Origin of the sequence: Tolypothrix sp. VBCCA 56010 (genome assembly GCF_050875635.1) — a bacterium.
In the GTDB taxonomy this organism is placed as follows: Bacteria; Cyanobacteriota; Cyanobacteriia; order Cyanobacteriales; family Nostocaceae; genus Hassallia.
Window position 1 is genome coordinate 38,065 of the sequence record NZ_JBPAOH010000032.1, and the last position, 25,881, is coordinate 63,945.

Annotated in this window: 21 protein-coding genes; 8 read left to right on the forward strand and 13 right to left on the reverse strand. The window is 42.9% G+C overall.

The annotated features are described in order from the left end of the window. Positions 1-311 precede the first annotated feature (311 nt). Both AABK37_RS13645 and AABK37_RS13650 read left to right on the forward strand, forming a co-directional pair. Entirely contained in the window at positions 312-4,304 is a 3,993-nt protein-coding gene (locus AABK37_RS13645) for a filamentous hemagglutinin N-terminal domain-containing protein (protein ID WP_432552101.1), read from the forward strand. A gap of 20 nt (positions 4,305-4,324) precedes the next feature. Next, positions 4,325-4,537, forward strand: a complete 213-nt coding sequence (locus AABK37_RS13650) for a hypothetical protein (RefSeq protein ID WP_432552102.1) — start codon at positions 4,325-4,327, stop codon at positions 4,535-4,537. On the opposite strand, the gene AABK37_RS13655 is transcribed toward AABK37_RS13650, so the two are convergent. From AABK37_RS13655 to AABK37_RS13675, 5 genes are all read right to left on the reverse strand, one after another. After that, complete coding sequence (locus AABK37_RS13655; RefSeq protein WP_432552103.1) at positions 4,504-5,331, reverse strand: DUF928 domain-containing protein; 828 nt, start codon at positions 5,329-5,331, stop codon at positions 4,504-4,506. The two genes, AABK37_RS13650 and AABK37_RS13655, sit on opposite strands and share 34 nt — an antisense overlap. Beyond that, positions 5,324-7,816 (reverse strand): CHASE2 domain-containing protein, encoded by a 2,493-nt coding sequence (locus AABK37_RS13660; RefSeq protein ID WP_432552104.1) that lies wholly within the window; start codon positions 7,814-7,816, stop codon positions 5,324-5,326. Before AABK37_RS13660 ends, AABK37_RS13655 begins: the two co-directional genes overlap by 8 nt. Continuing rightward, the gene (locus tag AABK37_RS13665) at positions 7,809-9,062 is read right to left on the reverse strand and encodes a DUF1822 family protein (protein ID WP_432552105.1); all 1,254 of its coding nucleotides are present in this window, start codon (positions 9,060-9,062) and stop codon (positions 7,809-7,811) included. The genes AABK37_RS13660 and AABK37_RS13665 overlap by 8 nt, the downstream gene beginning before the upstream one ends. Positions 9,063-9,075: 13 nt before the next feature. Continuing rightward, a complete protein-coding gene (locus AABK37_RS13670) occupies positions 9,076-10,722 on the reverse strand; it encodes a sigma-70 family RNA polymerase sigma factor (RefSeq protein ID WP_432552106.1) in 1,647 nt (548 codons plus the stop codon). 373 nt (positions 10,723-11,095) lie between these two features. Beyond that, complete coding sequence (locus AABK37_RS13675; protein WP_432552107.1) at positions 11,096-11,296, reverse strand: hypothetical protein; 201 nt, start codon at positions 11,294-11,296, stop codon at positions 11,096-11,098. Positions 11,297-11,565: 269 nt separating this feature from the next. Between AABK37_RS13675 and AABK37_RS13680 the strand changes: the two genes are divergently transcribed. The 4 genes from AABK37_RS13680 (at position 11,566) to AABK37_RS13695 (ending at position 17,521) form a co-directional block, all read left to right on the forward strand. Then, positions 11,566-12,198: a helix-turn-helix domain-containing protein gene (locus tag AABK37_RS13680; RefSeq protein ID WP_432552108.1), complete on the forward strand. Its 633-nt coding sequence runs from the start codon at positions 11,566-11,568 to the stop codon at positions 12,196-12,198. Continuing rightward, positions 12,179-14,908 carry a peptidase domain-containing ABC transporter gene (locus tag AABK37_RS13685; protein ID WP_432552109.1) on the forward strand — a complete coding sequence of 910 codons (2,730 nt, stop codon included), beginning with the start codon at positions 12,179-12,181 and terminating at the stop codon, positions 14,906-14,908. Before AABK37_RS13680 ends, AABK37_RS13685 begins: the two co-directional genes overlap by 20 nt. 172 nt (positions 14,909-15,080) lie before the next feature. Continuing rightward, positions 15,081-16,601, forward strand: a complete 1,521-nt coding sequence (locus AABK37_RS13690) for an HlyD family efflux transporter periplasmic adaptor subunit (RefSeq protein WP_432552110.1) — start codon at positions 15,081-15,083, stop codon at positions 16,599-16,601. Between the two features lie 185 nt (positions 16,602-16,786). Further along, the gene (locus tag AABK37_RS13695) at positions 16,787-17,521 is read left to right on the forward strand and encodes a peptidylprolyl isomerase (protein WP_432552111.1); all 735 of its coding nucleotides are present in this window, start codon (positions 16,787-16,789) and stop codon (positions 17,519-17,521) included. A gap of 147 nt (positions 17,522-17,668) precedes the next feature. On the opposite strand, the gene AABK37_RS13700 is transcribed toward AABK37_RS13695, so the two are convergent. Both AABK37_RS13700 and AABK37_RS13705 read right to left on the reverse strand, forming a co-directional pair. Next, a complete protein-coding gene (locus tag AABK37_RS13700) occupies positions 17,669-17,833 on the reverse strand; it encodes a hypothetical protein (protein WP_432552112.1) in 165 nt (54 codons plus the stop codon). Positions 17,834-18,317: 484 nt separating this feature from the next. Beyond that, entirely contained in the window at positions 18,318-18,479 is a 162-nt protein-coding gene (locus tag AABK37_RS13705) for a hypothetical protein (RefSeq protein WP_432552113.1), read from the reverse strand. A 221-nt stretch (positions 18,480-18,700) separates the two neighbouring features. Between AABK37_RS13705 and AABK37_RS13710 the strand changes: the two genes are divergently transcribed. Then, positions 18,701-19,237: a hypothetical protein gene (locus AABK37_RS13710; protein ID WP_432552114.1), complete on the forward strand. Its 537-nt coding sequence runs from the start codon at positions 18,701-18,703 to the stop codon at positions 19,235-19,237. A gap of 31 nt (positions 19,238-19,268) precedes the next feature. Beyond that, on the forward strand, positions 19,269-19,574 hold the full coding sequence (locus AABK37_RS13715; protein WP_432552122.1) for a DUF5615 family PIN-like protein: 306 nt from the start codon (positions 19,269-19,271) through the stop codon (positions 19,572-19,574). Here the strand turns inward: AABK37_RS13715 and AABK37_RS13720 are convergent. From AABK37_RS13720 to AABK37_RS13745, 6 genes are all read right to left on the reverse strand, one after another. Continuing rightward, on the reverse strand, positions 19,571-20,674 hold the full coding sequence (locus AABK37_RS13720) for a T3SS effector HopA1 family protein (protein WP_432552115.1): 1,104 nt from the start codon (positions 20,672-20,674) through the stop codon (positions 19,571-19,573). The genes AABK37_RS13715 and AABK37_RS13720 overlap by 4 nt on opposite strands. Before the next feature lie 278 nt (positions 20,675-20,952). Continuing rightward, on the reverse strand, positions 20,953-22,104 hold the full coding sequence (locus AABK37_RS13725; RefSeq protein ID WP_432552116.1) for a phosphotransferase family protein: 1,152 nt from the start codon (positions 22,102-22,104) through the stop codon (positions 20,953-20,955). 580 nt (positions 22,105-22,684) lie between these two features. Next, a complete protein-coding gene (locus tag AABK37_RS13730) occupies positions 22,685-23,125 on the reverse strand; it encodes a nitrogen fixation protein (protein WP_432552117.1) in 441 nt (146 codons plus the stop codon). Between the two features lie 34 nt (positions 23,126-23,159). Then, a complete protein-coding gene (locus tag AABK37_RS13735; protein ID WP_432552118.1) occupies positions 23,160-23,420 on the reverse strand; it encodes a hypothetical protein in 261 nt (86 codons plus the stop codon). Positions 23,421-24,187: 767 nt separating this feature from the next. After that, positions 24,188-24,358, reverse strand: a complete 171-nt coding sequence (locus AABK37_RS13740) for a hypothetical protein (protein ID WP_432552119.1) — start codon at positions 24,356-24,358, stop codon at positions 24,188-24,190. Positions 24,359-24,741: 383 nt separating this feature from the next. Continuing rightward, positions 24,742-25,758 carry a hypothetical protein gene (locus AABK37_RS13745; RefSeq protein WP_432552120.1) on the reverse strand — a complete coding sequence of 339 codons (1,017 nt, stop codon included), beginning with the start codon at positions 25,756-25,758 and terminating at the stop codon, positions 24,742-24,744. Positions 25,759-25,881: the final 123 nt, after the last annotated feature.

The following is a 25,881-nucleotide window of genomic DNA, read 5'->3' on the forward strand; positions in this document are numbered from 1 at the left end:
ATAAATCTGGATGACCTTGTTAGTCCGTTATCAACTCGGCTCTATTTATGTATTGGGATAGGGTTGGCAAAAAAATGAAGGTCTGTGTTGAGGAAACTGATCTTTTTTTGGCAATGCAACTAGTGCCAGTGTTACAAGCACCCAGGACGACCAATTCCGCGTTAAGCTGTAAGAAATAAAACTTAATCAGTAATTTGCCGGATATCGCCCGACGAAGCGGTACAAGTATAGAAGATAATTAAAGCAATTATCAAGCCACTAGCTGTATCTGAATGAACTACTGCTTTTTTTCGATGTCTACTATGTCCAGGATGACTAGATACTGGCGGCGTTGCTGCGGTCGGTTTGTGGCGCGAGAAAGTTGGTTAATGGTGGGGGGAGCGATCTGCTTCGCTATGTCGCAGACATTCGCCTTCTCTACATATTCCGCTGTTGCCCAAATTACGCCGGATGCCACCCTACCGAATAATTCCAGTGTAAAACTAGAGGGGAACACCTTCAATATCACTGGAGGAACCCAAGCGGGTAGCAATCTATTCCATAGCTTTAGGGAGTTTTCTATCCCCACTGGCGGTACTGCTTTTTTCAATAATGCTGCGGATATTCAAAACATAATTAGCAGAGTAACGGGTGGGTCTGTCTCTAACATTGATGGTTTAATCCGCGCTAATGGTAGTGCTAACCTGTTTTTGATTAATCCGTCGGGGATTGTCTTTGGACGGAATGCTTCGTTGAATATCGGCGGCTCATTTTTGGCAAGTACGGCGAGTAGCCTGAACTTTGCTGATGGTACGCAGTTCAGTGCCACTGCTCCACAAACAAAACCCTTACTGACTATAAGTGTTCCCATTGGTTTGCAATATGGGCAAAATCCAGGAAGTATCCTTAATGAAGCTGTTAGTTTACAGGTGCAGCCTGGTAAAACTTTGGCGCTAGTGGGGGGTGACGTGACGCTGAATGATAGCTATCTGACACCAAAAGAAGAAGACATTGGACGCATTGAGCTAGGTAGCGTTGGTAGTACAAGTCTAGTTAGCTTAACCCCTACCGAGCAAGGCTGGGCTTTGGGCTATGATGGCGTACAGAACTTCCAGGACATTCAACTTTTTAGTAGTTTCGTATCTGGTAATAATATCCAGGTGCGTGGCAGGCAGATTAGGCTCAATGGTGGGAGCATTGGTAGTACATCTTTGAAGTCTAGAACTAATCTGGTTGTGACCGCTTCAGAATTAGTGGAAGTGAGCAATAGCGATTTAGCAGCTAGAGACTTAACGATTACAACTGGGAGGTTGATTGTTCGGGATGGAGCACAGATTGCCACTAGTACTTCTGGTACTGAAGATGCAGGCGATTTGACAGTACGGGCATCTGACTCTGTGAAACTTAGTGGAGGGGGTCGCATATTGGCTCAAACAGAGCCATATTCCACAGGTGCTGGGGGCAACTTGACCATTGAAACTTCCCGCTTGGAAGGAACACAGTTGGCAGTGCGTAGTTTTGGTAAGGGTCCGGTGGGGAAATTAACCGTAATTACTTCAGAGCCACTAGCAAATTTTTCGCAAATTGTTCCTGATAATACCCTACCTACGAGTTCCACCGTCAGGTCGGATTTCAACACCAGCTTTATTGAAGGAGGCACTCAAGTAGGAAGTAATCTGTTCCACAGCTTTGCTGAGTTTTCCGTACCCACGTTGAATACGGCTTACTTCAACAACGCTCTTGATATCAAAAATATTATTGCTAGGGTAACAGGTTCGTCTCCTTCTAACATTGATGGGTTTATCCGCGCCAATGGTACAGCTAACCTGTTTCTGATTAATCCGAATGGGATTATTTTTGGTAAAGATGCCAGTTTGAATGTCGGAGGTTCATTTGTTGCCACGACTGCCAATGCAATTCAATTTGGCAATCAAGGTTTTTTTAGTGCAACAAACCCGAATAATCCTAACTTGTTAAGTATCAATCCTTCAGCTTTTTTATTCAATCAAATTGCTACTGCACAAATTGAAAATCACTCAGTAGCCCTAGGTGTAAGAGATGGTCGAAGCTTACTGCTAGTAGGAGGCGACATTCAAATGGATGGTGGTAAATTAAATGCTTTTGGTGGAAGAGTAGAGTTAGGAGGCGTAAGCGAAGCGGGGACAGTTGGGTTAAACATAGATAGCAACTCCCTGAGTTTGAACTTTTCTGATGCTTTTGAGCGAGCTTCAGTGTCTTTAGGTGATGAGTCTAGGGTTGATGTACGCGCAGATAGTGGTGGCAGTATTGCAATTCATGCTCGAAATATAGATATTTCTGGTAGAAGTGGGCTTTTAGCTGGAATAGCTGATAGTCTGGGATCAAGGGCTGCTGTTGCAGGAGACATTACACTTGATGCTACTGAGACTGTTAAAATCAACAACTCCTTAATATCCAATTATGTGGAAGAGCAAGCAGTAGGCAATGGGGGCAACATCACTGTCAAGGGTAAGACGTTAGAGATGAGCAATGGTGCCCAACTGATTACTGGAACCCTTGGAAGAGGAGATGCTGGTAGTGTATCCATACAGGCTTTTGACTCAGTTTCTCTTACGGGTGAACAAACTGCAATTTACAGTTCTGTGGCTTATAGTGATACAAGCGCTTTTGGTAATAGTGGGGGTATTAAACTTCAAGCTAGATCCTTATCTTTAACTAATGGGGCTAAGTTTATTGCCAGTACCTTTAGTCATGGCGATGCTGGAAACATATTTGTACGGGTTGATGACTCTGTCTCGATTGAAGGCAACTCGTTATTCTTAAACCCGCCTACTCCTGGAGTATCAACCCCACTAAATGTTGTAATTGTAAGATACTTCTTACCCTCACCAGCAATACCATTTTTGTATCAGACCGAAAAAAATATCAGTAGTGGTATTTTCAGCACTGTAGAATTGGGAGCAAAAGGCAATGCAGGTGAGATTGATATTCAAGCGCGATTGCTCAGATTGACTCAGGGTGCCCAAGTGCAGTCATTGACTCGTGGAGAGGGAAAAGCCGGAAATATTCGAGTCAATTCAAATTTTGTTCACCTCTCTGGAGTTGCTCCCTCAACTTACAGTCCATACCTTTCAACTTACTTGGGGGGATTCTCTAGTGGGCTGATAACTTCAGCAGAAGAAGGAGCCAGAGGACAGGGAGGTAATATCGAACTGACGGCAGATACCCTACGCCTATCAGATGGAGCCGTTTTGAGTGCCCGAACCAGAAGTCATTTTAGGGGCGGTGACGTGAACATAAATGCTAATAACCTTGAGATTACCAGTGGCGCACAAATTGTGACGAGTGCCTATAGCAGTGGGCAGGCAGGAAATATTAATGTTAATACTACTGATGTCAACATCTCAGGCAGCGATCCTACTTACAAAACCCGATTAGAACGCTCTAATGAAGCGATCGTTGATAATGACGGTTCCGATAGTGGCTTATTTGCTAGCGTTCGAGGTAAGGCAACTGCTAATGCTGGTAACATAGCAGTCAACTCTCGTATTATCCGTCTTGACAACCAGGGAACTATTAAAACTGGGACTACCTTAGGTGAAGGTGGAGATATCACCCTGAATGTCAGAGATATCCTACTACTTCGTAACAACAGCAGCATAACTGCCACCGCAGGCACTGCTGGGCAGGGTGGAAACGGCGGTAACATCACGATCAATGCCCCGTCGGGCTTCATTGTTGCTGTCCCAAAGGAAAATAGTGACATCACTGCCAATGCTTACACTGGCATTGGTGGCAACGTCACTATCAATGCGAGTGGTGTCTTCGGCACTCAATTTCGAGAAGAAGAAACCCCAAAAAGCGACATCACCGCCAGTTCCCAGTTTGGTGTAAACGGCACTGTAGAAATCAACACACCCGGCATTGACCCCAACAGTGGCTTAATCAACTTGCCAACAGTACCAGTTGATACCAAGGTAGCCTCTGGCTGTACTGCGGGTGCAAGTCAAAATCAAAGCAGGTTTGTTGTTACCGGACGCGGTGGCTTGCCACTTAATCCCAGAGAAGCTTTTAACAACAATGATACAGTTCGAGTAGATTGGGTCACTCTCAAAGAGAGTACTGACAACCGCGATCGCCCTTTAGGCGGCTCCCAGAGGCAGCATCGTCAAACTGTTACCAAACCCACTATCCCTACACCAGCACCGATTGTCGAAGCTACAGGGTGGGTGACCAATGCCAAAGGCGAGATAATCCTCACAGCAGATCCGCCCACTGCCACTCCCCACAGTTCCTGGCTTCGACCAACTACCTGTGGTGCGCCGAAATCCGCTGTAGAACATTAATTTGACAAAATAGCGTAAATATGATAATTAAACATCGGATTAACTCGGCTCAAGTTTGGCACTGGACTGGAGACTATAGCGCTTCTCTATGGGGTGCAGTAGACGCTTTGGGGCACAACGGGCGTTGTGCCCCTACAAGCAACCTGTATTTCACTCAATTGAAAACTGCTATAAAGGCGATCGCCTTTCTAAAATCCAGTTACTTAGAGTCACTTGCTGCTATTCCATCTTGAGTTTTACAGCAATCAACTATCGGTTCTGCGGCAATATTTTGCAAGCCCACAGACCCCAACAAACTAGCCCAGTCACTGACTAATTTGGTATCCTGCGGGTAACTGCGGCGAAGATTAGCTAGAGTAGTCAGCGCTTCATACCATATACCATTGGCAGCATAAAGAGCGACTTGCTGCTGTGGTGTTGCTTTGTCTAACTCATTCTGAACAATGGGATTAAGTGCCAAAAGTTGCACGTCCCCTTCTACGGAAGTCAGAAATTGATTGTCCTGCTGGCAGTAAATGTTGAAATACCAGTGATACCGCTTGCCAATTTTTAGTGCCGAAGATGTGGATGGCAAGGAAACGCTGACTACTCCTGGTGTTTGTGTCAAAGGAGTTTTGTAGATAGTCTGGTTTAATTCATCCTCTAGCACTAACTTTGCGTAGGTAGAGTCAGACTTATAAGGAACATAAAACCAGAAGGAGGGACGCATTTGGGTCGTCGATCCTAAAACCAATTGCGAACCAGAATACTCAGGTGCCAAGGCTGTGAGTACCTTTTCCTTAAACTGCGTGTTCTGCACGTTCACGTCCATACAGCCACGGCTTCCGCCTGCTTTGCGCTGACTTGGGGCACCGATATTTGGTGGTGGCGGGGGTGTCTTGAAAATCAATGGTTTTTTGGCTTGTTGTCTGAGGTTTAAGGTTGGGCGCGGTATCGAATTCATCGGTTTAGCAAGCTGTGCTTGTACTGGCGTGAAACTAACAAGTGCGAAAGCGATCGCCAAAGAAAGTCCAATATGCTTAGTCATGACTCAAATTTGATTCAAATACACTGCTTTGAATACGCTGGAGACGGAAGGCTACTACACTTCCTCCTGTGACGATTACGGCAAATACCGATGGGACAAGTGGTAGCCAACAGCCTTGTGTTAATAAGCAATAACAAACTCCGTATAAACCCAGAAGTGCGACTCCGGATGCCAGTCCACAAGTTGGGATTGACCGGAAACGCCAAGCAATTGTTCCTCCAACACAAGACCAACCCCAAACCCAAAAAACTTCGCCCCAAAAAGGCAAAACCCACAACAAGGGTCGCCCATCCAAAACTGCACTGAGGATTTGACTCACCATCTGGGCATGAACAATCACCCCTGGCATCTCGTTTCCGTAGGGAGTGAAAAAATTATCACCTGCACTGTCAGCGGTAACGCCAATCAGAATAATCCGATTCTTAACTGCATCAGGATTGACCTTACCCGTTAGCACGTCTTTTAAACTGACTTGCTCGGCAACTTCTTTTGGAGAAGGAGAGGAACGGTAATTAAGTAATATTTGATACCCATTATCATCAATTTGTTGATAGCCGCCCGTATGCGATTCTCCTTCTCCTACCGGAGACGCTGCGCGAATGGAGACACTTCGTGAACGCAACTGTCGAAAGACAACCTTGCCCAGTTGCAGTTCTCCTTGTTGGGTGTACCCAACAGAAATGCCTTCGGACTGCAAATAATGGAATGCTAACTGAGCGTTGAGGGCGTAAGGTGTGGTACAAGGAGATGTGGAACTTGGTTGCATTGCAATTAAATGGCGACGCAGAATCCGACCTGGGTCAACTGCAAAATCACTAAACCCCTGGCGTTCTCTGGGAATTTCTGGAGGGGGTGCAATGCCGGGTTTTTGATTGGCTTCACTAACTTCGCAAATGGCAAAGAAGCGATCGCTTTGCCGCAAACGAGTTGCTAATTCTGCATATTTGGCATCTACAGGAAAATCTCGGTAGATATCTAAGCCAATGGCTCGCGGTTGATAAGTTTCCAGTTTCTCCAAAAGTCGCATCAGTGCTAAATCCGATAGCGAACCCTTTCTCTGCTGTTGTTCTTTTAGTTGAAAATCCTCTTCGGTGACGGTGACTACCAAAATCCGATTATCTTGTTTTTCAGGTGGTCGTAGGCGCATTAAATGGTCGAAAGCCTGCAACTCCCATACTTGTAGCTTCCCCAGCCAGCGCAACCCCATCAGCAAGCTTGTTACTATAAAACTAATAATCAAAACTGTTTTGAAATTGACTTTGGGTTGCTTTGGAGGTAAAGGAAGGGGTTGACGATGCTCCCTCTTGGAGCTGCCTAAAGGGCGATCGCTTAGATTGGGCGCTACCGCACTATCGCATGACGTTTTACCTCGCAACTCTTTCCAAGTTGGCGACACCTCAGCAGGGTTTTGACAAATCACAGGTAACCAGCTAGCACAGGGGAAATCACTTTCTAAACCCTGCAACTGTTCCCGCGCTTCTCGCACTGCTAAATAAAACGACTTATCATCAGCAAATCCCCTAAGAAAGCGCTTCAAAAATTCTTGTGCCACCCGATCTGGCACTGGGAGCCGCATAACAATTATTTGGGGAATGTGCAAATCATCCAGTTGCTGTGCTAATCCCAACCCATCACAAGAGTTAAAAATTGCCAACTGTAATCCGCGTTCTATAGCTTTTTTCAGCGCATTTCTTAACTGGGTAATCGTTAAACTATCGGTAGAATTTATATAAATATGACCCGTTTCACCATCAGTGCTATAACTATGTCCGGCAAAAAACAGAATATCCCATCCCTGCTTATCCCAAAGCTGCTCATCTAATTCTGGGCGTTTTGGCTCTACCAAAAATACCGTTTCTGCGTCTGATGATAAGTTTGATAATAACTTTTTATCAGCCTCAACATCTATACCCGTACTGTCACCCAAAATAGCCAATATTCTAACGGTAGTTGCCGAGTTCCTTGCCTTAATACCAGGTTCAAATTCAATAGGACTTAAACCAACTTCTGCTTGGGGGTAATCCCTAAAAAAACGCCAAGTATGCCAAGGCAGTTTCCTTAGTTGATTATCTTCAGTTTGAATAATGACTCGAACTTCATCATCAGGGGATAAGCGCATCCGCAGTTGGCGGTCGATATTACGAAATCCCTCGGTATCTAACCAATTATCTATTTGATTTTGTAATTCTTCACATACGTCATAAAATTCAGCATCGGAAACGTGAGTCACGTCAGATTCATCAATTGTGATGTCTTCATCAATTAGCTGAAAGTGACGCAAACCTATATTTATAGAGCGAGCTTCATAGATTAAATCATAAAGCAATTGCCAACGGCGGTAGAGGTCGATAATATTTGGGGCAGCAGGTAAACTACCTTGAAATTGCCTTGAGTGAGAATTTCCTTCTTGAAGCTGAACAGTAACAAGGGGAAAACCTGACTGTAATGTACCTCTGACCAGGTTAAAAATAACTAGCTTACTCATGGCTATTTAAAGCAAGTGGTGAAATCACGAAATCTTCTGTAAGACTGAAATCCTTGATAGCCACTTGGATTCTGAAACTTTTTCCTATTGGACAAGTAAATCGTTTAAGTTGAATAAAGTTATTTTGACTACGAGATTTTAATTCTTGAATAGTTGCCCCTGAGGCAGAAAGTAAAGCTAGTTTGATATCAGGTGACAGGTAATGTCCATTAGCTGGATGCAACTGCACGCGGATACCCACTTTTTGTTTATCCTCCTGTGTCAAACCAACCAGCAGCGCAACAGATTCATTTCCTAATTGCATCCCCAAATCAATAACTTTAATTCCCCCAACAGACACCTCTCTAACAGCAAATTCACGCTGTCTGAAAGCAAAGTTTAAATTAAGAGATTCTGTATTTAGGACTGTATCTAAGGACTGCCAACCAGCATCAAACATATTTTGAAACCAATTGCTTAAATTGTTGCATGGTGTCGTAGTTTTGGCAACAACTAAGCGTCCTATTCTTCTGTGATACAACTGAATACGCCATTGTTCATTATCTAGCAGTGCCGCCCATTTTTCAAAACTTACATCAACTTGTAAACGGGGAGAATAAATAGATGCATCACCTAACAGTTGCAACAATTTTTGCGCCTCAGCTTCTCCTAAACTTGGCAATTCTGGGATTTCCTCTTTCACTAAGAGTTCCAGTGTCACCAACATCACGGAGAGGTTTGCAGTTAAATTTTCTGCTGCTAAGACATATGTGCGTTCCGTCGAGTTATAGGAACCAAAGTTCTTGAGTTGGCGATGAGTGGTAAACCCGCACACTCCCAAAAAGCACTCATCCTCATCCGCCTCCAGGTTTACCTGCACTGCTAAGTAATAGTCACCTGCAAAGCTGGGAATATCCACCCACTCCTGGGGTACACACAACTCTTCTAAATCCATTGTTTCACTGGGGATAAGCACTATTCGCCTCTCACCCACCCCAATTGCTGCACCATTCACCACTTCCCAAATACTGGGTAAGCTATCTTCATTTGGTAAAATTTTGGGTTTAGGCACAGATTCATCTGCTAGCCACTCTGTAAGCCAGTTAAGGAAGGTATGCAATGAAAGGTGATTGAGATAGGCGTTGTAACGTGCGAGCGTATGAGAATGGCTCTGAGCTTGCTCCCAGGCAATATTTTTCTCTGCGGATGAAATATTCAACCACAATTGGTTGCCAGAAGCTATTTCCAACTCATTCAAATAAGACATTAGTGCAACCTCATTATTTTGATGAATGCAAAATTTTTAACGATTCTTTTAATACAGCATTCATTGTTTTTAAGGATGCTGCTCCTGAGCGGGAAAATCCCAAATTATCACAAGCTGATTTAACTACAGTTTTAGATACCTTTGGCAACCAAGATTGTAAATATTTATTAATCAAATTATCAATCTCTTTGATTAAAGCCGCTTCTAATTTAGATTTAGTTCTGCGGAGTGTGTCTATAAGTTTTGGTTGACTGATGCCAAGCTGATTGGCGATTATTTGTTCATCCAGTTTTTGTCCGTAGGTAAGTCGCAATAGCTCTTGCTCTTGTGGCTCAAGTTTCTTTATCGCCTCAACTATAGCAACATGAATCAAATCTGAATAGATAGGAGCTTGGTAACTACGACCTAACCATCCTGCTACATACTGAGAAACCCATTCAGTAGGTTGGCTTAATTCAGATAAAGTTTTCAAGAGTTTCAGTTCAATTGTCTGAAGGCGACGCGCAATTGCTCCCTGAGTGACTTTAAATTTCTCTGCTATCTGTTTTTGATTCAGCCCAAAACCATAATAAAGTAGTAATATTTCCTGTTGCTCTGATTTAAAAAAAAGCAACTGAAGAAGCAAAGCTGGCTCAGTTCGCTTTACTGTTCTTCCCTGAGTTTCAAAAGAATCTTTTACTTCGCTATAAGTTAGTAAATCTTGTTCGATAATTTCTGGAGACTCATCATACTCAACTTTGCGACCAGTTTCTTGGAGTGCTTCAAGAGAAAAGTGTGGCGTGATTGATTTGGGGTAATTCTGTAATGCAATAATGCAAATTTCCATCCAAACTTTAATTTGCTCGCCTGTGACAAAAGCACCAGCAGCAACTTCATGGGGTACAGAAGGTAGTAACTTTTCAGCATTGTAGTAATTAGCAGCTTCGGCGAAATCTGCACTATCGGGTTCAAGCCATTTTTTTCCGGTTATTTTAGCAGGATTTTGAATTTTGTTCATCTGATAAACTTGTTTAAAATATTTTCGAGCAAAGAGAAACTGGGAGATTTCAGGTTCATACCTTCCGGCTCTGACAAGTGCTTCTTTCAGTTCTCTATCGCTCTTTTTGTGCAACAGCCGCCATTTGGAAAACTTAGCAACTGCTGCTTCATCTTTAATAGCATTAATTAAAACTGTTGTCAGATAAGTATCTAAAGAATTATTGGAATTATATTTAGCTAAGACATACCTAAATTTGTTGTAATTATAAATCAGACATCTAGCAAAGAATAGATATTCCTCCCAAGATTGATATTTATCCTCTTTCCATACATCTGACGACAACTTTTCAGCAGCCCAATAGCAACTTTCTTCACAATAAACACTTAAGTGTTCCCATGCATTTTGTACTCGTTTCTCTGGCTCCCATTCTTCCAAAGCTGGTAGGTCATTGAAAGCCATATCTATCCAGAACTGCACTAAATCTCTGCCGTTATTCTCTTGGTTAAATAACGATGCAAACTTCTTGTGTCGGCTTTTGTATAACTCAATATTGCTTTGCAAATGAGGATCAGTTTTCCATTTAATAGTGGATCTACCCTTATTATTCTCCACAGTCATATACATAGAAAATTTATCAACAAGGTTTTGACGGCTGGGCAGTTTGGGTGTAATAGTGAACATCCTGACCTCTTCTTTTTCTTTAAAAGCTAAAGGGGAGTATTTATACACAAGATAAAAGTGTAAAAACTTTGTTCCCCTTATAGTAGCGGTCAGGATACACTTAAGCGAGAAAGAAATCTTTACGAATATGTAACCTTGACTACATTGGTGAAGTCAGTTTAGGGAGATATGCGGCACTTGCAGAGTGGGTATTGCTGCGTAAAGACAAGATATTAGTTAAACTGCTGTTCCAGCATAGGTGGTAATGTAACTTGTTGGGCATAGTGGCTTGATGGTGGCTTTATCAAGTGGGCTACTTACTTATTGGTATTGCTTGAGGCGTTTTATGAGGGGTTCTGTTGCAGTTGGGGAAAATTATTAGTAAATACTTGGTTCAAAGACCTGCCCCGTAAGGTAGAGATATTTTGGCGAGTGTCTGCAACACGCAGTAAGGGCGATCGCCTGCTTGCGGCACTGCGATCCGTGCGATCGCACCCGGAAATTTCTGAAAAACCGAAGTAAATCTAGTTCTGAAGGGGTTAAGAGCAGAACACAGCCGCTTGATGTAGCGAGTCGGTTTTACAGCCTCAAACATAAAAATTACAAAAAAATCCGGACAACCTCATATTTCCTCAAAGCTGCTTCCAATGTAATCAATAGTAAAGTGATTTGGGGAAATGCCATGAGTAAATTTACCGAGGTTATTGCTGTATTTAGCAGAAACGCACTACACAAATTAACCAGAATGTACATTGCCCGCTAAGAGTGTCACGGTGGCGCTTATCCACCCCAATTTATTCTTTAAGAAACCTTGGGAATGAACCGTTGTTAAATTCTCGCTCCCTGGCTTATCGGAACCTTAAGATGTCGCACTCTCAAGAAAAATTAGATATTAAGAACGTAGACATGGCTGGTGGTAAATGTTTAACTTCCTTTCAGCGCAAACTGCTACAAAAAAGTTTACAAGAGGATTTACCTGCATCGTACCACCAGCGCATCCAAATTATGTTGCTGGCAGATTTGGGGAAATCTCAAATCGAAATTTGTCAAACCTTGGGGTGTTGTCCAGCAACAGCACGGTATTGGATGCACATAGCCCATGCTGGAATGGCTCACCTATGGCAAGATTGTCCCATTGGTCGCCCTAAAGCGGTGAATGAGCAGTATCTAGAGCGTTTGAAGGAACTACTTAGCAGTAGTCCCCGTGATTATGGCTATCCTTTTCGGCGGTGGACAGTGAACTGGCTGAGTAAACATTTGGCGAAAGAATTGGGGATTGCAGTGAGCGATCGCCACCTCAAGCGACTGCTCAAACAAATGGGGCTGTCCACTTTACCAAAGCCGAATCATGTCGAGGAAAGCGCGATTCCGGATCAGAGTTCCAAAATTTTGATTAGTGACCTAAAACTGGCAAACACTTCAGATAATCAGGAATTTTTGCCTGTTAACTTCGGCATCTATGGGACATTAGACAATCATGACACAAAATTTATCTGAGCAGTTATCTCTGCAACAGCTAAGTAATACTTTAGGACATTCTGTTTCCGAAGGAGAATTTCAGCGTTGTCTTAAACAAGCTAAATCCCTAACGCCCAAAGTCGGAAAGTTCTGGCAAGGAACTGACGTTGAAGCAGGTATCTACATTGTAGTTGCTGGCAAGGTCAGATTGCTGGACTCTGCGGGTGAGATCATCGTCACTCTGGATGCAGGAGCATCATTTGGGGAATTTACCTTGTTTAAGGAGGCTGAGTTTCAGCCATATGCTGCTAGGGCTTCAGTTTCTTTGCAGGTGTGCTTTATTCCGGGTGAGGTATTATCGCCATTGATGGCTAAGTATCCGCAAATCCGAGAGCATTTGTGGAATGAGGCGCAGGCGCGTAATGAAGAGCAGGTAAACTCGAATCACCTCCCAGTAAAGTCAGCTGAATCGAACAAAATATATAAAAATGATATTTTGTCAACACCAGCGGTAGAAGCCGAGCCAAAGAAAAAGATTAGCAAAGCTTACTTCCCCAACCCTACCCAGCGAGTAGGGCATTTATGGCAACATGTGTTGCGGCGCTATCCGTTTTTTGCCCAACAAAGTGCATCAGACTGCGGTGCAGCTTGTTTGGTAATGGTGTCTCGCTATTGGGGGAAACGCTTTAGTATCAACCGCGTGCGGGATATCGCTAATGTTGACCGCAATGGTGCATCTTTGCGGGGGTTATCGGCGGCGGCGGAAAGTATTGGCTTTGCCACGCGACCTGTGAAAGCGAGTCTCGACCAGTTGGCGAAGCAAAAATTGCCTGCCATTGTCCACTGGGAAGGGAAGCACTACATCGTTGTTTATGAAATCAACAACAAACAGGTGATTGTAGCCGACCCTGCGATTGGTCAACGCAGCCTCAGCCACGCTGAATTTAAAGCTAACTGGACTGGCTATACGTTACTGCTGCAACCCACAGTCTTTCTCAAAGATGCCAAAGAGACTTCGACTCCCTTTTGGCAATTCTTTGAGTTGATGAAGCCTCACTCTTTGGTAATGCTGGAGGTATTTATCGCTTCGGTGTTTATCCAGTTATTTGGACTGATCACCCCATTATTCACCCAGTTAATTTTAGACCGAGTGGTGGTGCAGCGTTCGGAACTAACCTTAACGGCAGTGGGGATTGGGTTACTGATTTTTAGTCTCTTCCGCGTGGCGATAATGGGGTTGCGGCAATATCTGTTAGACCACACGGCGAATAGGGTAGATTTATCACTGATTGTCGGGTTTATTCGCCATACCCTGCGACTACCCTTGAATTTCTTCGAGTCCCGTTATGTGGGAGATATTATCTCTCGTATGCAGGAAAACCGCAAAATTCAACGCTTCCTCTCTGGTGAGGCTTTGTCTATCCTGCTGGATTTACTCACAGTTTTTATCTATGTAGGATTGATGTTTTGGTACAGTTGGAAAATGGCATTGCTGGCATTGGTGATTGTACCACCTTTTTTCTTGCTGGCGTTGATTGCTACACCTTTTTTACAGAAGATTTCTAGGGAAATATTTAATGCAGTTGCCAACGAAAGTAGTTATCTAATTGAAGCGCTGACTGGTGTGCGGACTGTTAAATCCACAGCGGTGGAACAAACAGTGCGTTGGCATTGGGAAGATTTATTAAATAAAGAGATAAAAACGAACTTTTCCGGGCAAGTTATCAGCAATCGCCTGCAAATTTTCAGCAACACAATTCAAGCTGTGGTGACAACTGCCTTGCTGTGGTTTGGGGCGCACCAGGTGATTCAAAACCAGTTAACCATTGGGCAATTGGTGGCATTTAATATGCTGCTGGGTCAGATTATTACGCCCTTCCAACGCTTAACGGTGTTGTGGAATCAATTGCAGGAAGTGGTAATTGCCGTGGAACGGATTAATGATGTGCTGGATGCGGAACCTGAGGAGGATTTGCAGTATCAAGCACGGCAAAATTTACCAGAAGTTAGGGGACACATTCGCTTTGAAAACGTGACATTTCGGTATCACCCAGAAAGCGATACCAATGTCCTGGAAAATCTCAGTTTTGAAGTACATAACGGGCAAATGGTGGCGCTGGTGGGACGATCGGGGTCTGGGAAAACCACGATTTCTAAGTTGGTTTTAGGGTTGTATCCCCCTACAGATGGCAAAGTGTTGGTTGATGGACAGGATATTACCAGTATTTCCTTGCGTTCCTTACGTCAACAGGTTGGGGTAGTTGACCAAGATACCTTTTTGTTTGGCAGTACAATTCGGGAGAATATTAGTTTAGCCCATCCTGGAGCAACTTTAGCAGAGGTTATCGAGGCGGCAAAACTAGCGGGTGCTGATGAGTTTATTAAAAAGTTGCCGATGGGGTATGAAACGCAGATTGGAGAAGGTGGGGGGTTGTTGTCTGGTGGACAGAGACAGCGGATTGCGATCGCCCGCGCTTTATTAGGAAATCCTAAGTTGTTGATTTTGGATGAGGCGACAAGCCATTTAGATACAGAGTCGGAAAGGATTATTCAGAGGAATTTGAACACAATTCTGAAGGGGCGAACCACATTGGTAATTGCCCATCGTCTTTCGACTGTGCGGAATGCAGATTTGATTTTGGTGCTGGATCGGGGTGTGTTGATTGAGAGTGGAAATCACTCAGAGTTGATGGCGAAGCGAGGGCATTATTTTTATCTCAATCAACAGCAGTTGGATGCAGTTGCGTGAAAGAAGAAGACAAGGGGACACGGGGAATTTCTCTCTCGTTCCCAGGTAGAACTTGGGAATGCTAAGAAAAGAGGCTCCAGCCTCCAGTCCCACACTCCAAGTGCGAGGCAAATTATCTGCGTTTATCTGCGTCCATCTGCGGTTAAAATCCCAAATTGTGTGAGAAAAAATCATGACAAATACATTGAATGGAAGGGTTACAAACCAAGTGCATTCGGATGCACTACAGCTAGTTTTAACCTCCCAAACACCAGCTATAACTTCAGATGATTGGTCTGACGTGACTCAAGAATCACTTGATAGCTTGCCCCAGGTTTGGACAAGGGGATTGCTGTATTTTTTAGTGGTGTTTGTGTCTATAGTTTTACCTTGGGCAATGCTATCTAAGGTGGATGAAACGGGTACTGCTAGAGGGCGACTTGAGCCTAAGGGCAAGACAGTTAGGCTAGATGCTGCTGTAGCAGGAACTGTTGCCCAAATCTCGGTAAAGGAGGGTGATGCGGTTAAGGCTGGGCAGACTTTGTTGGTATTAGAATCGGAATTAGTTAATGCCGATTTGCGGCAGGTGCAAGATAAGTTAGAAGGTCAATTAAATCGGCTTTCGCAGTTAAATTCATCTCAGAATCAGTTAGTTGTGGCTTTGACGACTCAACAGCAACAAAATCAAGCTCAAGAGTTAGAAAAGCAGGCTCAAATCGACCAGGCTAGGCAGAATCTTAATGCTCTTAGTAATTCCTATGACTTACAAAAGTCAGAAAAACTAGCTCAAGTGAATCAAGCACGGCAAACTGTTGAGCATAGTCAAACTGCTAATAAGTTAGTGTCGAGTAGTTTAGCGAGTTCCCAACGAGAAGTTGAACGCTATAGCAAGCTAAAGCAGGAGGGGGTTATTCCAGAGATTAATTTAGTAGAAAAGCAAGATATAGCTAAAGAAAAGCAAAAATTATATGAACAAAGTAAGTCAGATATTGAGCAATCTAAACTACGTTTAGCAGAACAAAAAAGTAGTTATGAGCGGACTATTCGTAAAGCGAAAGCAGATATTGAACAGGCTCTGTTGCGACTAAAGGAACAGGAACGGAGTTATCAGACTTTGACTCGTTCCGGTAAGCTGGCTATCTTAAAAAGCGAGGAACAACAGAAGAATATGGAGACGGAAATTACTACGCTGAAGGCAGAAATTGCTCAAAGTAAAAGTCAGATTTTATCGTTAAAGATTCAGTTAGGACAACGAGTTTTAAGAGCCACCGTGAACGGTACATTGTTTCAGTTACCGATTCAAAGGGCTGGGTCTGTGGTGCAACCGGGAACTCTGGTGGCGGAGATTGCACCCTCTGGTTCGCCGCTAATTATTCGGGCGCTAATGGCGACGACTGAGAGTGGTTCTTTGCGGAAAGGATTGCCAGTGAAGTTAAAGTTTGATGCTTATCCTTTTCAGGATTATGGAATAGTGGAAGGTAAGTTAGTGGATATTTCTCCTACTACAACAGAAGTGGATACACCTAATGGGAAGGTGGCAGCTTATAACTTGGAAATTGCCATGAATCAGCATTGTATTCCCACTCGTAATAAGTGTATTGGGTTGCGTCCTGGGGATACGGCGACGGCTGAGGTAATTGTGCGCCAGCGTCGGATTATTGATTTTCTGCTTGACCCATTTAAGCAGTTGCAGCAGGGAGGGTTCAAATTGTAGGGATTTCAGGGCATTTATACATTTCTAAACCTAACCCTTTAACAGAGTTCCCAACTAGGGAAGAGGGAGAAAAGCCCCCCTCCCAACGAAAAACATTCTTCCTCTTTTCTCTCCTTTTACGAGAGGGTTAAGCAGAGGTCAACATTTCACGTTTAATCTCGTTTATCTAACTTAGGAGAAACATCATGTCACCAATTATCACGATTACCAGCGAAGATATTGTTGCTCAACTCAAGATATCTTGCAAAATTCCTGAGATAATCGAAAAGATTATTACCCGTAAGATTATTTCAGTAGCTGCTGAAGAAGCTGGCATCAAAGTAGACGATAAAGCACTCCAGAAAATGGCGGATAACCTTCGATTAACAAACAATCTCCTGACTGTAGATGATACCTGGGCATGGCTGAAAAAATATTGTCTTTCTCTAGATGATTTTGAAGAAATCGCTTATACCAGCTTCATATCTATAAAGTTGGCTACTCATCTATTTGCAGATAAGGTTGAACCATACTTTTTTGAAAACCAACTGTACTATAGTGGTGTAGTGATGTATGAGGTTGTATTTAACGATGAAGACTTGGCAGTGGAAATGTTTTATGCCATCAAGGAAGGTGAGATGAGTTTTTATGATGTTGCTCACAAATACATCCAAGATACGGAATTACGCCGACAAGGGGGATATCGGGGAATAGTACACCGCAAGGATTTAAAGCCGGAAATTTCTGCTGCTGTTTTTGCTGCTAAACCGCCACAGCTTCTCAAGCCAATTGTGACATCTTCGGGAGTAAACCTGATTTTGGTTGAGGAGATAATTCAACCACAGTTGAATCACGATCTACGCAAAAAAATTAATTCAGATTTATTTTTTGACTGGATTAAGCAAAAAATTGATAATTGGGATGTAATTATTAATTTTTAAATTGAACATCAAATTAAAACTTCCAAAACCTTGCAATTATTTTCAAATAAAACACCCAAATTTATTCAATATTTTTGGGTGTTTTAACCAGTCTATTACCAAAAATTTAATAGTAATAAAACTCGAATATTCTCAGATTTTCATCAATTAGAATGTGATGCAAAGGACGTAGCTAGCACCAATATAAATCGAGAAACGACCACCCAAAACATCTGCAATATCCTGCTCTGTCAGTTCATGCATAAAGCTTTCAGAATCTTGGAACAGGTTAGCACCGGTGGGACGTAGGTCAGAGATTGCAATGTTAGCCATTTTGAAATGTACTCCTAAGTAAAGTTGTTTGAGTTGGGATTAGACTTTGAATTGCCTCCTCCCATTACCATAATCTGTTATTCAATCTATTATTTCAAGGTTTTTTTCAGTAAAAATAGGACAAAAATAATGCAGTTATATGTTGGTTAATTATGAAATTAACTGGGCGATTTTTCGGAAAATAAAAATTTTATATTTATTTGGATAAATAACCTTATCTTTGATGGCATATATAAAATATTTATGACCTTTTTTATTCTTCATTGCTTACTTTATTAATACAAATTAGAAGAACCAATAAAAAATCAGCCCAAGAATCCTCTTAGACTGAACGATCAAAATTTAGGGTTATTTCATTCTGGCGGTAGGAGCAGACCCCATGCTATTCTTGACAATCACATAAACATGACATAGTTATATTTCACTCAGATCAAAGAGCGTGCTGCCAACTGTGCGATCGCTTTCCATAGCCGCTACAAAGTGTTTAAATCTGCTCAGGGTCAATCCCTGAGAGTCGCAGACGCTCTGCTAACCGTTCTGCTATAGCTTGAGCCAATTCTTTCTCCTGTCGCTCCAATTCTTTTGCGGTGCAAATCCAGTTACAAAGCCGTATCATACCAACACAGCCATTGTCGATTTTTGCCACGATACTCTCCAAGCCATAGTCCTAAACCCAACTCCAAGGTCGGTATCCAAACTTTAGGCTGATCAACAGATATTAAATAGTTCCATTGCCGAAAATGCGTAGGCATTCGCGTAGCGTCTCGTAGAGAAGCCCGTCGTAGACATCGCATCAATTGTGTCAATTTTATGAGTCTGATATACTCATATTGTACTTACCAAGCTTATTCCTAGTTATCAGGTAACATGACCACGCCGATATCATCTAATCCAGAAACGGTAGAAACCAAGCGGCAGAACTTCAACATTACTCCAGAACAAGAAGCAAAGCTTAACTGGCTACGTGATGCGATCGCAGCTCCTAATACCAAAGAAACAATCCTGCGTTCCATCGACCTAATGGTCACTCTCAAGCGTCACATGCGTCCAGGTACTCAACTATTTCTCCACACAAGAGAAGGGCAAGTCCGCCTACTTATCCCAGAACTTGAATCTCCCCCAACAGGCGACTGGCAATATCTGGTAGAACGTCCTCACCCTTGGCGACGGCAACTTTACATCAAAGGGCGAAAACTACTTGCCTCGACTGTGTGGCAGGATATGATTGTTAACCAGATGTCAATCGAAGAGGCAGCAGACAATTGGAACCTCCCCCTTGCTGCCATTGAGGAAGCTATTCGCTATTGCGAAAGTCACCAAGAACTCTTGAAGCTGGAAGCAGAAGAGGAGCGTTACCGCCTCGAACAACAAGGAGTCTCCCTTGAGCCTAAAACTACTCATTGATGAAGACTCCCAGGCAAAACGTTTAGTTAATTTGTTACGGAGTGCAGGTCACGATGTTATAACAGTCAACGAAGCAGATCTAATGAGCAAGCCTGACTCAGTTGTACTTGAGTATGCAAGACTTGAAGAGCGTGTATTACTGACTCGCAACTGCGATGACTTCCAGACTCTCCACAAAGCAAACCCAAATCATCCCGGCATTTTAGCAGTCTACCAGCACTCTGACCCATCAAAAAGCATGAGCTACCTGAGTATCGTTAAGTCCATCGCCAACATCGAAGCATCGGACTATAGCCTAGCCAATCAGTTTATTCCCCTCAATCAATGGAACTACTAATAAATATCCTCCGAATTGGCATTGAGATAAGGGCGCTGCAAGTCAATCCCCAAAGGAGAAAATTGCCCAAGGATAGCCTGCATCCTCCCTTGTGGCGAGTCATCCCCTTGCTGCCAAGCTTCCAGTAACCCATTTGCTACAATCTGACAGCGGTTCATCCCAAAGCTTTCCTGCTCACCAAACTTTTGGTCTGGTTCTTCTGCCAATCCCAACCCAGGTGCTAACTGCTTGGTGAATAGGGGAACCTCTGATTTAAAATGCGATTCTTTGTGCTGATAAAGAGCTTGTAAAACTTCCCTAACTGCCTGATAATCCCTCTTATCAAAATATAAAACGCCTGAATCGTAACGCTTGTAGTCGTCTGGGTTGTAGAGAACTTTAAAACTAAACCCAATAGAAAAAGCATTTAATTGCTGGGTTAAATTCCCCATGACTTCTACTGTACCAGAGGGGGTTAAGTTAAAGTAGATACGTACTATTTGTTGCGGTTGTTCTAAATGCTGCTGACTTTGTACTCCTGCATTCCCCACTGCCATGTAAAAGCCATTTTGCACTAGATTCTTTGGCATCCGGATAGCCACTAATTTACCAACAGCGACGGATTCTTCACTTGGTTGAAGATGCTTATCCCGTTTAATATGCAGCCTCAAACTGCCCTTAGTCACCGCTAAACTACCGTCAGTTTCTTCTTTTATAACAGACCAACCAGGGTCAAAATAGCCCTCTCCACAATTACTTTCATGTAATTGCTGATAAAACGCGATATCTACCCCTAATAAAGTATTATTCTCCAAATCCAGGTTTAGACCATTTTCCTCCCCATCTAGTGCCAGGTTACTTTGCATCGAACCGTTGTAATATATACCGTAAAGAAAACTCCGCAGTTGCAAACTCAGATATTTTTGCTGCATCTGTTCAGGGAGTTGCTGAAAACGGGCAATCACCTCAACTGGCAGTTCCAAGGGTTTATAATCTGGATGGCGAATAGAGAAATCAGAATGAATTTCAACTTTGTGAACAATATCTTCTAGAACATCTAGTAATTGCCCAGTTACGCCAGTTGACTGTTGAATTGGTGGAGAATTGAGTAATTGTGTCATTTGATGCAAGGATTTTGGATTTACTCTATGTTCAAGCTTTCTTTGTTCGCCCCAAAATTAATTTCAAGGCTAATTGCTACAAATAAGTGGGTATGCAAAAATGTTTATGTCATTGCGAGCGAAATGAAATGCAGCGTTCGCGCAGCGTGTCGCAGACAAGCAATCGCAGGGGTTTGCGATTGCTTCATTCCGCTTCGCTCCATTCGCAATGACAAATGTATATTTTATTTTGCACTAGTACTTATAAGTTTTTAGTCCGTTTTAAAGGACTTAAGTTATTAGCCAGGGATTTCAATCCTTGGCGGTCTTAATTCAGCAGCAGCACCAAAAATCGTTGGCATTGATTGTTCCGGACGACACAACAACGTCTTAGCAACCTGAAGCATGGCAATCCCCGTATTGCCAAAGGATTTTTGATATTGAATCATCGCCTGAATCTGTTGAATCAAAGCAAAACCCGCAAATTGCACCACCCGCTGTAAGAAATCAGGACGGTGTTCTAAAATTTCTGGGAATTTGTGAAAATATGCTTGGATTAATCTAAAAATCGAAGGTTGAACTTTGTCTAAGGGAGTTATCGCCAAACGCAGTGATTCGTCAATACTCAAAGAATTACTAATAACCAAGCTACCCAGCCAGATTTGCACGTAGCTACCAATAACTGTTCCTAAATCAAAAGCTGGATCTCCCCAAGCAGAACGTTCCCAATCAATTAGCCGCACAATAGGGTTACTTGCTTGCTCACAATTGCTGTGCAAAAGGATATTATTCAGTTTCAGCTCATTGTGGGTGAGACTTGAGGGAGTAAAAGCACTACCCAATTGCGCGATCGCCTGCCCCAAACTATCATACCGCTGATAGAGGGCAAAAAATTTCAACCCATCAGCAGGTACCAAACCAAAAATTTCTGGCGAAATCCTTTCCAACCCCCGTATCAAACTCGTCACTTGGTCGTTTGCTGAATTTTCGCGATTTTTAGAGAAAAAATCCTGATACTCTTGGCGGTTGAAAGTCTCACTATGGATAGTTGCAAGCATTGTGCCAATTGCCGCAGCGATTTCACTGTTGAAACTATTTTCCTTAGTGTAGAAATCCATTAAATCCCGATAGTCATCGAGGTAGCTCTTGACAATAATGGAATTATCCCTATCAAAATGCAGCACCTCTGGCAAAAATGGACGCAGGTGATTCAGTTCTGAAAATTGCTGTAAGAATTCTTGAATTCGCCACTCACTTAAAAACTCACCAGCCGCTTTCCCCTCCTGATTATGCCGTTCCTGCTTAACCAGAAGTTTAGAACCGTCTGCAAAAGTCACTAATAAGTTAAAGTTCTTTGCCGCAACTGGCTCTACCTTACTGAGAGGTTGCTCTAACTTGCAATGCTCAACTAAATAGTCGAAAACATTATGATTGTTCAATAGAAATGTCATAATACACCAGCTTCTTTCTCTATTCTGTCTAAAGCCTTCTTCGCTTTAAAAACGACAACGGCTTGCACGGCTTCTTTAAGTAAATCCGCTGTCAATAGTTATGAGTTTTTATTAACTCTATTTTATTACTCTGGTGACATAAAAAAACTTTGTAGGTTAGGTGGAACGGAGTGCAACCCAACGTTTAAAAGCTTTTTGTTGGGTTACGCTGTCGCTACCCTACGGGAACGCTAAGAGCGAACACCCAACCTACGTACTATGTTAAATCCCGCCAGCGAGATTGGTAGCATCAGTTAATGTGCTACAAATCTTTAATAGGCAGGGGTCGCGGTCAGGTATATGATTACCCAGATAAGTCCGAAACCACCGTGAGTCCCATTCATATCCTCGTCCGTTAGCTCATTTATAAAGCTTTTAGAGTCACAGGATAGTTCAGCGCCAGCAGGACGCAAATCAGAGATTGTAATTTTCGCCATTTTGAAATGTACTCCTAAGTAAAGTTGTGTTGGTTGGGATTAGACTTTAAATTGCCTTTTACCATTACCCTGTTATTCAATTTAGTATTTCAAGGTTTTAAGCATTAGAAACCAGTAGTAGGTGTCGCCACGTTACGCATGATTTCAGACGGATTGTAGTTATCAGTAATAACTTGCGGACAACGCATACAAGCTGCCTTACCTTCCTGCTTCCACCAACGACAATCTCGCCGTATAGAACAGGGTGGCAGTTCCTCTACTACCGCAGGCAATTTCTCGACAATTCGCATTGCCAGACGACAATCTTTGCCATCAAAATGCTGACAACCCGATTCAGCGCAGGATGCTGCTGTACGAAAAATTTCGGCGGGTGTAACTGGGTTAGCTTTTGCTATCAGTTCCTCTGTGACAGGCTGCGGCTGCTTGAGATAAGCTACACGAGGTTCTGCCCCAGTTCCACCGATTACGCCGAAGATAACACTATCTGCTGGTTCTGGTCTAGCACTGGGACAAAGAGTAGTTTTGTTGACAAATATGTCTTGCATAAATCGAACCTTAAGGAAATAGTATCTTTAAGACTCAAATACTTGCTATTGGGTTTTGTGGTAGGGGGAATCCCCCACATATAATCGGCTCAATACACTTAATACCTAATTCTATAGGCTCAGTAGATTTAGTTATACCACCCGCAATGCTTCCCGCTTCTTCATTAGACAAAGCTGATAAAGCATCTTCTGAATCTATAACCTCGTTCCGTCTGAAGACCGCATTTTTTACGGCATCACCAATCAAATCATTAATTTCAACTTGACCTTTGTACTTTCTTTGGTTTCCGTCCATTTGGAATTTCCTCTTAATTTGTGACAGGGGTTATGCTTGAAAACTAAGCAGTGTAATTGCTTAATCTGCTGTCAACATTCTAGGCAATAGGAAAGTTATTCTTCCATTTTTTGAAACTTTTGATTAGGTCATAACTAAAGGTTTTTTGTCCCCAAAATATGACAACTTTTCAAATATATTATTAACAAAGTCTAGTTAGAGTCCCTGCGTACCATGCTGCGCTTACTCAAGCACCTGCACCATAGAACATCTAACTAAATTTCAATAAATAACTAAAACATTTATGTCTCGAAAATCTTCCGGAGTGTGGATGCCATGTTCTGACAACAGGCGAATGGCTTCTACGGTAGACAGTTGTCCCCTTTGCGGTTAGAGGTACGTACCTTAGTTTCCCCAAACCCAAGCTACTGGGAAAAGTCAGGCGGACTTTGGAGAAGTGTTTGCCTCTGTCCGAGGTTTTAGCGATCGCTCTAGAAACGTGTTCTTTCTTGTTTACCAATAAGCAGTCAAAGCATCAGAAATGCTGGCATCTACTGGTAAAGTAGCGAAGGCTACACAGTAAATGCAACCAGCGCTTTTGCGCCTCATGCAATACTCCGTTAAATCCAACCAATCTTGCCAATCCAAAGTTTAGCTAATGGCAGCGGTTGCATTTACTGCCTGACAAACGCGCGATCGTTTCAGTTACCCTAATTGATAAGGAATATAATCGGCTCCCGTGGCATCGCAGTCTGCCGCTGCCATGTTGGGGTTTATGGTCGGGGTTATCACAAATCAATCCCAGAGTCAGAACGATTTGGGAAGTGCTTACGCTGAAAAGTCTGCTGCTGCCGAAGCTGCTGTGGCGGTTGGTTTTTCTCCGTCTTCTGTTGCATTTCCAATTTTTTCAATTTTTCTGACTCAAAATCCAAAAATTCCGTCACCTCGTCTGGTGTCAACCCTTTACCTTGAGGTAGCTTATTTGGGTCTAGCGGTATAATGGCAATTGTTTCGCCACCGATCCGCTCTTTGAATATAGGTTTCGTTAGAGAGCAGTAGTTCGTTAGATCGCTCTTTAAATGCTTGCGTTTATTACCTTGTAGTTTCCAGTATTTGCGGATAACAGACGCAATATGATTGGCGTACTGCTGCTGTTGATTGAATTTATTAGTGTTGTCAGCAATTTCCTGATTAACTTGCAGGCGATGAAATACTTTCTTCTTTTAATAACGAAGATCGTAAATCTTAAGTAGTAGTGACAGGAATAAAAGCTGCTGGTATTTGTGTTGCTACTGTGCAGTCGCACTAATTTGATTGCTCGCATCAGACTACAATTTATTATTTATTCGAGTTCTACATTTTGACTCCTAAAAGCATATCTTGCTTGTGGTTGCACTTGTTGATGTTGCTGCCTTTTCTCGAGTTGTTGCTGCTTGACAAGTTGCAACTGCTCGTTCCAAGTTTCGCCCAACTGCGGTGTAATACGTTTTGCTTGTTTCAATTCTTCTAATACGAGAGCCACCAGTTTTTCACCGGATGGGGTATTGCTGCAACAGACAAATATCTCTCCACCGCGAGATTGAAACTGCCTCATCAAATTTATATTCCTAGAATCCATGCTATTTGCACTTAAGTAAATCGTAGGTGCTTTGGGATTAGAGTTTAATGAAGCCAGCGATAAAACTTCAAGCGGTGAATCGACTAGCGCAATGCGATTTAGCTTCGTTTGCTCTACTCCCACCCCGAACCAACCTTCGATACGGCTGGAACCAACTGCTAACCCGTTGCAGTTCTTGCCAATGATGGTAGCTCCTGTTACTACCGTCCCTCGCTTAAGTTGTTCCCGATGGCACAACATTAAGTGGTGTAACAGCACAGCATTTCCTTGATTGTCAGCATAGATATGATTTTGGGAATGTTCCTTAGAGAGCAAGTCTTCGCTGATACCATAAGTTTGGGTGAGATAGCGCTTGGCATCCAACCACCTATCTTCAACGAGTGCGGGTGGTTTAAAATCGGGCATGGGGTAGGTGACAATATTATTGTGTATCTTGGTATTGAGAGAAGCGATCGCCAATTCATTACCGAATTTATTTGCCAACCATTTGATGCTATATGGCTGGCTGCACCCAAGCACATGTTCGACTAAATCGATAGCACCATCACCACTTGCATTCGTTCCACCGTCGGAATTCGTCTTAAACTTTGTACCGTTGAAGGTAATTGCAACCCCTGGAGCTACCCAGCGATTCCCTATATTGTTATCGGGTTCTAATCCCAGTTGATATGCCACATCTTCTAAGGAAATCTCTTGGGGTGGTTTCAGTTGCTGTTTGAGATTGTCAATTTGAAGCTGCAACTGTTGGTTTTGCTGTAATAACCCAAGTTGCTAGTTATGCTTTAGAGGGTTCGCAGGCATAACATTAAAGCAATAAAATCCCCTCCAGAGTCAAAATCGGAGGGGTTTATGTTAAATGAAACT